This is a genomic window from Candidatus Margulisiibacteriota bacterium (genome assembly GCA_041658645.1).
Classification (GTDB): domain Bacteria; phylum Margulisbacteria; class WOR-1; order O2-12-FULL-45-9; family XYB2-FULL-48-7; genus JBAZZV01.
Genome location: JBAZZV010000005.1, coordinates 161963 through 170605, shown reverse-complemented (window position 1 = coordinate 170605; position 8643 = coordinate 161963). Strand labels below are relative to the sequence as shown.

Genomic DNA, 8643 nt, shown 5'->3' with positions numbered 1-8643 from the left:
CGGCTATTTCCCGGAAACTAACCCGGAGTTGACCGCCCCCGCCTACTGGCTGATGGCGATCATCGCCACCCTCCTCCTTTTTGCTTCGCTCCTGGCCCATGAGCTCTCCCACTCCCTGGTCGCCATCCGCAACAATCTCCCGATCCACGGGATCACCCTCTTTATCTTCGGCGGCGTCGCCCAGCTCGAGGGAGAACCGGAATCACCGGCGGTGGAACTTAAAATGGCCGCGGCCGGGCCGGCCATGAGCTTATTTCTCGGCCTCTTCTTTTTCGCCCTGACCCAGGTCCTGTATGGTTTCCGCCTCCCCAGCTATTTGCTGGCGATCACCAATTATCTCTTTCTCATCAATCTGGGGGTCGCCTTTTTCAACCTTCTCCCCGGCTTCCCGCTCGACGGCGGCCGGATCTTGCGCGCCCTCCTCTGGCAGTTGACCAAAGATCTCCGCCGGGCGACCGCCGTCGCTGCTACTTGCGGCAAGATCCTGGCCCTGGCCATGATGGGGGCCGGTTTCCTTTATTTCTTCTCCGGACTCTATCTCTCCGGGCTCTGGTTCATCTTTATCGGCCTTTTTGTCCTGGAGGCGGCCGAGACGAGCTACCGCCAGGTGGTGATGAAAAAGCTCCTCTCCGGCGTCCGGGTCAAATCGCTGATGACCCGCGACGTCATTACCGTCCCGGCCGGCCTGACGCTCGACCGGTTATTGGATGATTATTTTTTCCGTTTCCGTTTCGCCGCCTTCCCGGTGGTGGAATACGACGTCCTGCTCGGCCTGATCACCTTCCACGCCATCAAGGAGATCGAGCGGGCCAAATGGCCGCAGTTGACCGTGCGCGACGCCCTCCAGCCGATCAACAGCCAGCTGGTCATCAGTCCTGACGCCGACTTGACCTCGACCCTCCCCCGGATGACCTCCGGCCGCCTCCTCGTGGTCGAAGCGGGCCGCCTGGTCGGCATCTTGACCCGCCGCGACGTCATGAAGTTGTTCGAGCTGAAGAGCCAAGTGAACAATGGAAAATAACGAGTTCGCCCGGATCTTCTGGGAGATGGCCGATTTTCTGGAGCTGAAGGCGGACAATCCTTTCAAGGTCCGCGCTTACCGCAAAGCGGCCCAGCTGATCGAGTCCCTCAACCACGACCTCGAAGAGATCTACGCCCAGGGAGGGACGAAAGCCCTGCGGGAGATCCCGGGGATCGGCCAGCATATCGCCGAGAAGATCGAAGAAGCGATCAAGACCGGCCGCATTGCCGCCTACCAGAAACTCGCTAAGGAATTCCCCAAAGGTTTCCTGGAGATCATTAATATCCCGGGACTCGGGCCAAAGACCGCCCTCCTCCTCCATAAGAAGTTCAGAGCGGACACGCCGGCTAAATTGGAAAAGCTCGCCCGCTCCGGCCAACTGGAGAAACTCCCGGGGATGGGGAAAAAGAAGGTCGAGAATATTCTCCGGGGGATCAACTTAAAAAAAGAGAGCCACGGGCGCTTCCTGCTCGATGATGCCACCGCCCACGCTGAACTGATCGTTGAGGAATTGCGTAAGCTAAAAGAGGTCGTAAGGATCTTGCCTTGCGGCAGTCTCCGCCGGGGCCAAGAGACGATCGGCGACATCGATATCCTCGTTGTCTCCAACCGGCCGGAGAAGATCATGGAGCGGTTCGTTAACCTCCGCGCCGTGCGCGACGTCCTGGCTAAGGGATCGACCAAATCGTCGGTTATCCTGCGCAACGGGATGCAGGCCGACCTCCGCGTCGTTCCGGCCAGGTCATTTGGCACCGCCGCCCATTATTTTACCGGCTGTAAACAGCACAACATCATCCTGCGCCAGATGGCGCAAAAGAAAGGCTGGAAGGTTTCGGAATACGGGATATTCAGAGGGACAAAACAGATCGGCGGGCGGACGGAAGAAGAAGTGTTTCACAAGTTCGGCCTGCAATACATCCCGCCGGAACTGCGCGAGAACCGGGGAGAACTCGAGGCGGCGGCCAAACACCAGCTCCCCCACCTGGTCGAACTGGGAGACCTTAAAGGCGACCTCCATATGCATACCACCGCCTCCGACGGCGTTAATTCCCTTGAGGAGATGGCGCGCGCGGCCAAAAAGCTCGGTTATGAATATATCGCCCTGACCGACCATACCCAGTCGACCCGGATCGCCCACGGTTTGACCGGCCGGGAAACGCTGGCCGAGGCGAGAAAGATCAGGGAATTAGACCGCAAGACCAGCGGGATCAAGTTGTTGGCCGGGGCGGAAGTGGATATCTTGCCGGACGGCCGGCTCGACCTGCCGGACGAAGTTTTGCGGGAACTCGATATCGTCCTCGTCTCGGTCCATTCCAGTTTCAAAATGCCGCGGGAGAAGATGACCGCCCGGGTGGTCAGGGCGCTGCAAAATAAATATGTCCATATTCTCGCCCACCCGACCGGCCGCCTGATCAATGAGCGGGAACCGTATGAGATCGATCTCGAAGCGGTCTTGAAAGCGGCCAAACAAAATGACGTGGCCGTTGAGATCAACGCCCATCCCAAACGGCTCGACCTGACCGATATCTATTGCCGGCGGGCCAAGGAATTGGGGGTAAAACTGGCGATCAATACCGACGCCCACGCGACCGATCAGCTCGAACTGATGAAGTACGGCGTGATCACCGCGCGCCGGGGCTGGCTGGAGAAAAAAGATATCATTAATACCCGGCCGCTCAAACAACTGTTTACTTAACCCCTTGGTCGGCCAACAACCCGGAAAGGACCTTGACCGCTTCGGACTGGCTAAGTTTCTCCAAGTTATTGCGCCGTAACATCAGCTCGCGCATAAAACCGCGGAAGAGTTCCGGGTCTTTCAAGACGAACTCGTTAAAGTCTTGCAGCAGTGCCCGCCGGAGTCCGGACAATTCCCCCCACCGCCGTTGTAGCGTCTCATAGTGATGAGCGTACTTCTCGATCGTCACCACGAATTGGTAGATCTCAAACTGGAGGCCGAGTATTTTCTGCCGGTTGAAGCTTAACTTTCCCTTGACCCGCGTCGCCACGCCGGCGCTGATCAGGGCCTGTTCGTCTTCAGCCGAAAGTTTTTCGTTCCGCGACAATTTGATCGCCGCGACCGAGTCCGGCGGAAGCGTCACCGTTTCGGCCGGGCTTAAAGGAAGGCCGTAATAAAGCTTATAGGCGGCCGCCTCATCGGTCCCGATCAGGCCGGTCCGGGCCGGGTCGGCAACGAACGCGGCGCAATCCTCATAAAGCGAGAAGCCCGGGCTGGCGGTCACGCAGTCGGTCAATGAGTCGTAGGGGGCGGTCAGGACGAGGAGGAGGTCGTTGACCAGCGACCGCTCTTCCATCATCAGATCGCCGGAAGAGTGGATCAGCTCCGGCCAGGCGCTCCGGCCGTCCCGGGTCGTCTGGATAGCGTAAGTACCGAACGGCTGGCTCCCCCACTTGGCCGAGACTACTTCACCGCTGGCGTCGCTCACCTGGTCATAATAAGTGTAATTTTGTTTGTCGCCTGAAAGCTCGAGATCGAGCTGGAGGTCGGAAGGGACAGGGCGCCAATCGCCTTTGACCGTCTGGTAAGACCATTCTCCTTCCCGGTTCGAAAGCGCCCCGCCCTGCGGAATGGTCGTGGTGCTCCGGTAAAGGTTGGACAGATAGTTCTTCGTCTTACGGAAAAAGTAATAGGTCCCCGGCGTGGTCGGATACATTAAACTGTCCTGGAAGACCGGCCGGCCCCGTTTATCCCGCTCCTCGACCAGATACATCTTTTCCTTCGGCCCCCCCAGGACGCTAAGTTTAGCCAAGGGAACCCCATTCAGGTTGATGACCCAGAGGCCGGTCGCGGGATAGACGGTAATGGCGACCTGCCGTGGATCGGCCAATTTTACCTTCAACGCGTCCAGGTCTTCGCGATAGTTGACCAGGTCGGTCAGGAACGGCAGACCGGCTTCCGCGCTGACCCGTTCCGAGTAAGGCTTGATGTTCATTTTCGTCTTAAGCGGCAGCAACTCGTAGAGAAATAAAATATTGCGCGGCGAAGCGTGGAGACAGCCGTGGCTCCGGTAAAGATTACCGAGGATCTCGTTGAGCAGGACGCCGAAATTATAATCGTTCAGGGCCGGCACGATATTTAAGTTCAAGCCAACCGTCTCACCTTTGACCGCTGTCTTGACCTTCTCCAGCATGATCGCCTGTTCCCGGGCGTTGAACCGGTTCAACTTTTCCGCCGGCTTAAAGAACGAGGAAAAACTAAGTTCTCCAACGTATTTGGCTTCGTCCGGCGGAGCGGTCCGCGCGAGGTTCAATCTGGTCTCGAGCCACCCTTCGACCAGGTTCTGGCGGTTCTCTTGCGAAAGGACCCCCATCGCGTCAAAATCCTGGCGGAGCGCGGCGCGCAAACCGGCCAACTCTTTCCAACTTCGCCTGACCTGGTTATACCAGCCGGCTTGTTTCTCTACGACCAGCGCCGTCTGCCGCACCAGTTGGTAGAGCCCGACCGCTTGACGCCGGTTGACCGGATCGCGCGGCAGCCGCTCCTCGCGCATTTCTTTAAAAGCCTTGCGGACGCAAGGATCAAGGGCCGTTTGTTCTCCCGTGCTTAAAGCGATATTGTTATAAAGTTTGTAATAAGACACCACCTCGGCCGGCAGGCTCGCCGGAACATTTTTCCCCTTGGAACGGCGGAACAGCGCCAGCTGCCGATAGAAAGAAATATTCGGGTCCCAATCGACGCAGCTGTCCAGATCATCAGGACCAGGGACGGTCAACAGTTGGACAATATCCTTGATGAAGAGCGCCCGCTCAAAAAGCGTTTCGCCGGCCGCGCATAAAAGAAGTCGGCCGCCGGCCCCGTCAAAGACCAGGCTCTCCCGGCCAAACGGCTGGCCGGCAAATCGGGCGGCGACCAGTTGGCCGCTCGCGTCACGATTCTCATCAAGATAACGGAAACGTCTTTTGTCCGGTGAAGCAAGTAAGTCAGCGACAACCGGCTCCGGCACGCCAAACCAGCGCCCGTAGTACTCGTATTTCCACCCTTCCGGCCGGACGACCAGCCAGGCGCCAAACGGGACCAGCGAGGCGACCGGCGCCGCGGCACTCGGATAATACTCTGTCCGGCCGCTCAACTTATACTGGCCGGCCGCGACCGGAACGACCAGCTCTTTCTCCCATCTGACCGGTTCGCCGCGGCTGACCGGTTGGGGCATGACGTACTCTTCAGCCGGTCCGGCTTCGACCGGAAATTGCGCCACCGGCGCTCCGTTCTGGAGTAGAACCCCTTTACCGAGCATAGGATAGACCGCCAGTTCCGGCAGAGTGGCCTTGAAAGCGGCCGCGTAACGGCTGACATCCTCTTCTGTCTTAAATAATGAAGCCAAGGCCGGTACCTTATCAAGTTTAATGTCGATCAACATCTCTCCCACCTTGGAGCGTTTGATCTTGAGGTTCGTCCCGTCAGGCAGAGTTTTATACAAGAGATAATTATCATGGGGAGAGAGGGTGACGCATCCCGGCTCTTCATAGAGGTAACCGGCTATATCGTCATAATAAGCGGCCCAATCGGTCGCGTCGAACAAGCCTAGACTGGCATATTCGGCCGCCGCCGGCAGGAACAGCAGTGAACAGAGAAAAAAGATAGCCGGCCAACGCTTCATGTCCGCATTTTACACCATCTGCTATTGACAGACAATTATCTATTGCTATACTGCGACATCATGTACCTTTTACGCTTTCTGTTGCTCGTCTGTCTTTTGCTGTTAGTTATCGCCCCGGCGAAGGCTCTTTATCCACAAGCAATTGATCCGGCCAAAAAAGTGGTCCAGCCGCCGATCGCTCCCCTGGAACCGCTGCAGCCCGCTGACGGGACGACTTTTTCCCCCGCCCCTCTCCCCCCAGCCCCAATTAGTAACGAAGCCGACCCTCTAGCCCAACCCAAAGGTTTGTTCAACTGGGGGAGGAATGGGGAAATAAATAGCGCCGCCATGCTCGGCAACGGTTGGTATCTGACCGCCGGGTCGGCCCTCGCCTTTGAAGATCCGTGGCGGCTGGGAGAGAAGTTCGGGCTGGCCGAGGACTCGATCGTTTATAAAGCCGGCCTCACCTTTGGTTTCGGCAACACGCCGGGTAAAGTCTTTTTCAGCCTCCTGCAAGGGGTCGGAGAAACAACCGTTTACCTGAAAGAAGGAAGCCTGTTCGGGCTCGACCCGTTCATCGGAGCCGCGTTCATGCTCAATCTTTCCGGCACCGACAATTCATCCGGCGGCCTGGGCTGGCGGCTATTCGGCGGCGCGGCAATGGACCTCGCCTTCGGGCTTGGCCGGGCGGAAGTCGCCGCCGGCTACGAAACCGATCGCTCCGGCCGGACGCACGCGGCCGAGGGGCTTTTCTTTGCCGTACGAAAGCCGATCCGCTTATGAAAGTCCAAATTTTTACCGATGGCGCCGCTCGCGGCAATCCCGGCCCGGCCGGGATCGGCGTGGTTATCAGGAATGAGAAGGAAGTCCTGCTCGAAGTCGCCGATTACATCGGCAAAACCACCAACAACGTCGCCGAATATATGGCGCTGATCCGCGGGCTGGAAGAGGCGATCGACCTGGGCGAACGAAGTGTGGAGGTTTTTGCCGATTCGGAACTGATCGTCAAGCAGATCAAAGGCGAATATAAGGTCAAGAACGAAGGGTTGGCGCCGCTCTTTTATAACGTCAAATCATTGATCAGAAAATTCAATCATTTTACGATCACTCACGTACCGCGGGAAGCGAACGAACACGCCGACCGGCTCTCCAACCAGGGGATCGACGACCATCAAGGCTCGACCCACGGCCCGCTTTTTGGTAAGATATAGCTTGGGCAGGCCGGGCGGTTACCCCGATCGCGAATAGCGCATCGGGGAGGAAAGTCCGGACTCCAGAGAGCAGCGTGCTGGATAACGTCCAGTCAGGTTAAAACCTGAAGGAAAGTGGCACAGAAATTACACGGCCGAACTAAACCCTAAAGGTTTGGTGGCAAAGGTGAAAACGGGAGGTAAGAGCTCCCGACGTAACAGACCGGCGACGGTCACGTGCTAAACCCCACGCGGAGCAAGACCAAAAAGAGTGAGAGGCTGCTCGCCTCGTTATGAGCTCGAGTAGGTCGCAATGAGGTCGCCAGTAATGGCGGCCCCAGACAGATTATCGCACATGTCCACCGCAAGGCGGACAAGACAGAATCCGGCTTATAGGCCTGCCCGCTTATAACAACAAAAAGGCCCCGGTTTTACCCGGGGCCTTCTGTTTAAGTGTCCTATCGATCGCTTAGAAGCGGTCGGTCTTCGGCTTCGCTTCGTTAACGGTCAGCTCGCGCTCGTTCCACTTTTGGCCGCTCATGGCCGCAATGGCTTTATCGGCGTCCGAATTTTCCATGTCAACGAAACCAAAACCGCGGGACTTGCCTGTGAACTTGTCGTTCACAACGCGAGCGGAAACGACGTTGCCGAATTCGGCGAACTTCGCTGCCAACTCACCATCGTTAACTGACCAGGCCAAATTACCTACGAAAATGCTTTTCATGTTATGCGTACTCCTTGTTTGATATTTTCTCTGCGATCAATGGTATGAAGAAGCCTAACTGAGGGGCTCGTCACGATCTCGCTTGCAGACTCAAAGATCCTAACCATTAATTTCGACATTTATATTATATAGTAACCTGACACGTCTGTCAAACCCTACACTCCATTATCGGGCGCTTCCCGTGAAAATTTCACTTTAATCTGGTATCATACAACCATGCCTGAACTAAAGCGTCTGGCGGGCGGAGACGTTCTCTACCGCGCCTGGCAAGCACCTACCCCCAAGGCTGTCCTCCTCCTCGTCCACGGGCTGGGGGCCCACACCGGCCGCTGGAATTTCCTGGCCGACTATTTTACGGCCAAGGGCCTTTCCCTTTACGCGATTGAACTGAAAGGTTTCGGCGAGACCCCCGACCGTCCCCAAGGACATATCGATAGTTTCGCGACCTACCATAACGACATCAAACAACTGCGGCAGTTCGCGGCCGCCGCCCACCCCGGCCTGAAGATCTTCCTCCTAAGTGAAAGTATGGGAGGGCTGATCTCGTACAACCTGGCGGCCGACAACCCCGGTTTGTTCGCCGGCAATATCCTGATCTCACCCGCTTTTGCCAATGGGATGAAGTTCCCGCTCTTCGCCTATCTTGACGCTTTCACCGCCCTCCTCTACAACCAGAAGAAACAACTGCCGCTGCCGTTCACGGCCGCGATGTGCACGCGCGACACCGCCTACCAGGCGGTGATGAACGCGGACCCGCGCGAGATCCGCGTCGCCAGCTCCCGCCTGTTGATCGTTATTCTGCTGGAGCAGCTGCGCGCCCAGCGCCTCACCCCCCGCACCCCGATCCTCTTTCTGATCTCCGGAAAAGACTATTTGGTCGACGAATCGGCCGGGCGGAAACTCTTTGCCAAGCTAAAGTTAAGCGACAAGAAGCTGATCGAATACCCCGACATGCTCCACGCCCTCTCCATCGACCTCGGGCGAGAAAAGGTCTTCGCCGATATCTGGGAGTGGCTGCAGGGGAGACTGGGATAATGCAGCCCTCACCCACTAACGTTGAAGCTTTGCACCCTCTCCCAGAGGGAGAGGGTATTTTGTTAAGCTGCTTTACGC

General features: G+C 57.3%; 7 protein-coding genes and 1 other RNA gene. 6 read left to right on the top strand and 2 right to left on the bottom strand.

Annotation, left to right across the window (positions count from 1 at the left end; all coding sequences use genetic code 11):
* Both WC903_05770 and polX read left to right on the top strand, forming a co-directional pair.
* The coding region (locus WC903_05770) for a site-2 protease family protein (GenBank protein ID MFA5893449.1) at positions 1-1021 on the top strand (1021 nt) is incomplete at its 5' end.
* Positions 1011-2717, top strand: coding sequence for a DNA polymerase/3'-5' exonuclease PolX (gene polX, locus WC903_05765; GenBank protein MFA5893448.1), 1707 nt, complete (start codon positions 1011-1013; stop codon positions 2715-2717). The genes WC903_05770 and polX, both read left to right, overlap by 11 nt.
* On the opposite strand, the gene WC903_05760 is transcribed toward polX, so the two are convergent.
* Positions 2710-5637 (bottom strand): hypothetical protein, encoded by a 2928-nt coding sequence (locus WC903_05760; protein ID MFA5893447.1) that lies wholly within the window; start codon positions 5635-5637, stop codon positions 2710-2712. The two genes, polX and WC903_05760, sit on opposite strands and share 8 nt — an antisense overlap.
* A gap of 60 nt (positions 5638-5697) precedes the next feature.
* Here WC903_05760 and WC903_05755 point away from each other — a divergent pair, with 60 nt between their 5' ends.
* The 3 genes from WC903_05755 (at position 5698) to rnpB (ending at position 7215) form a co-directional block, all read left to right on the top strand.
* Positions 5698-6399 carry a hypothetical protein gene (locus tag WC903_05755; protein MFA5893446.1) on the top strand — a complete coding sequence of 234 codons (702 nt, stop codon included), beginning with the start codon at positions 5698-5700 and terminating at the stop codon, positions 6397-6399.
* Positions 6396-6827 (top strand): ribonuclease HI family protein, encoded by a 432-nt coding sequence (locus WC903_05750; protein ID MFA5893445.1) that lies wholly within the window; start codon positions 6396-6398, stop codon positions 6825-6827. Before WC903_05755 ends, WC903_05750 begins: the two co-directional genes overlap by 4 nt.
* 2 nt (positions 6828-6829) lie before the next feature.
* An RNA gene (gene rnpB / locus WC903_05745) (RNase P RNA component class A) lies at positions 6830-7215 on the top strand.
* A gap of 60 nt (positions 7216-7275) precedes the next feature.
* Here the strand turns inward: rnpB and WC903_05740 are convergent.
* Positions 7276-7530 (bottom strand): RNA-binding protein, encoded by a 255-nt coding sequence (locus WC903_05740; GenBank protein MFA5893444.1) that lies wholly within the window; start codon positions 7528-7530, stop codon positions 7276-7278.
* A 216-nt stretch (positions 7531-7746) separates the two neighbouring features.
* Between WC903_05740 and WC903_05735 the strand changes: the two genes are divergently transcribed.
* A complete protein-coding gene (locus WC903_05735) occupies positions 7747-8565 on the top strand; it encodes an alpha/beta fold hydrolase (GenBank protein MFA5893443.1) in 819 nt (272 codons plus the stop codon).
* Positions 8566-8643 lie beyond the last annotated feature (78 nt).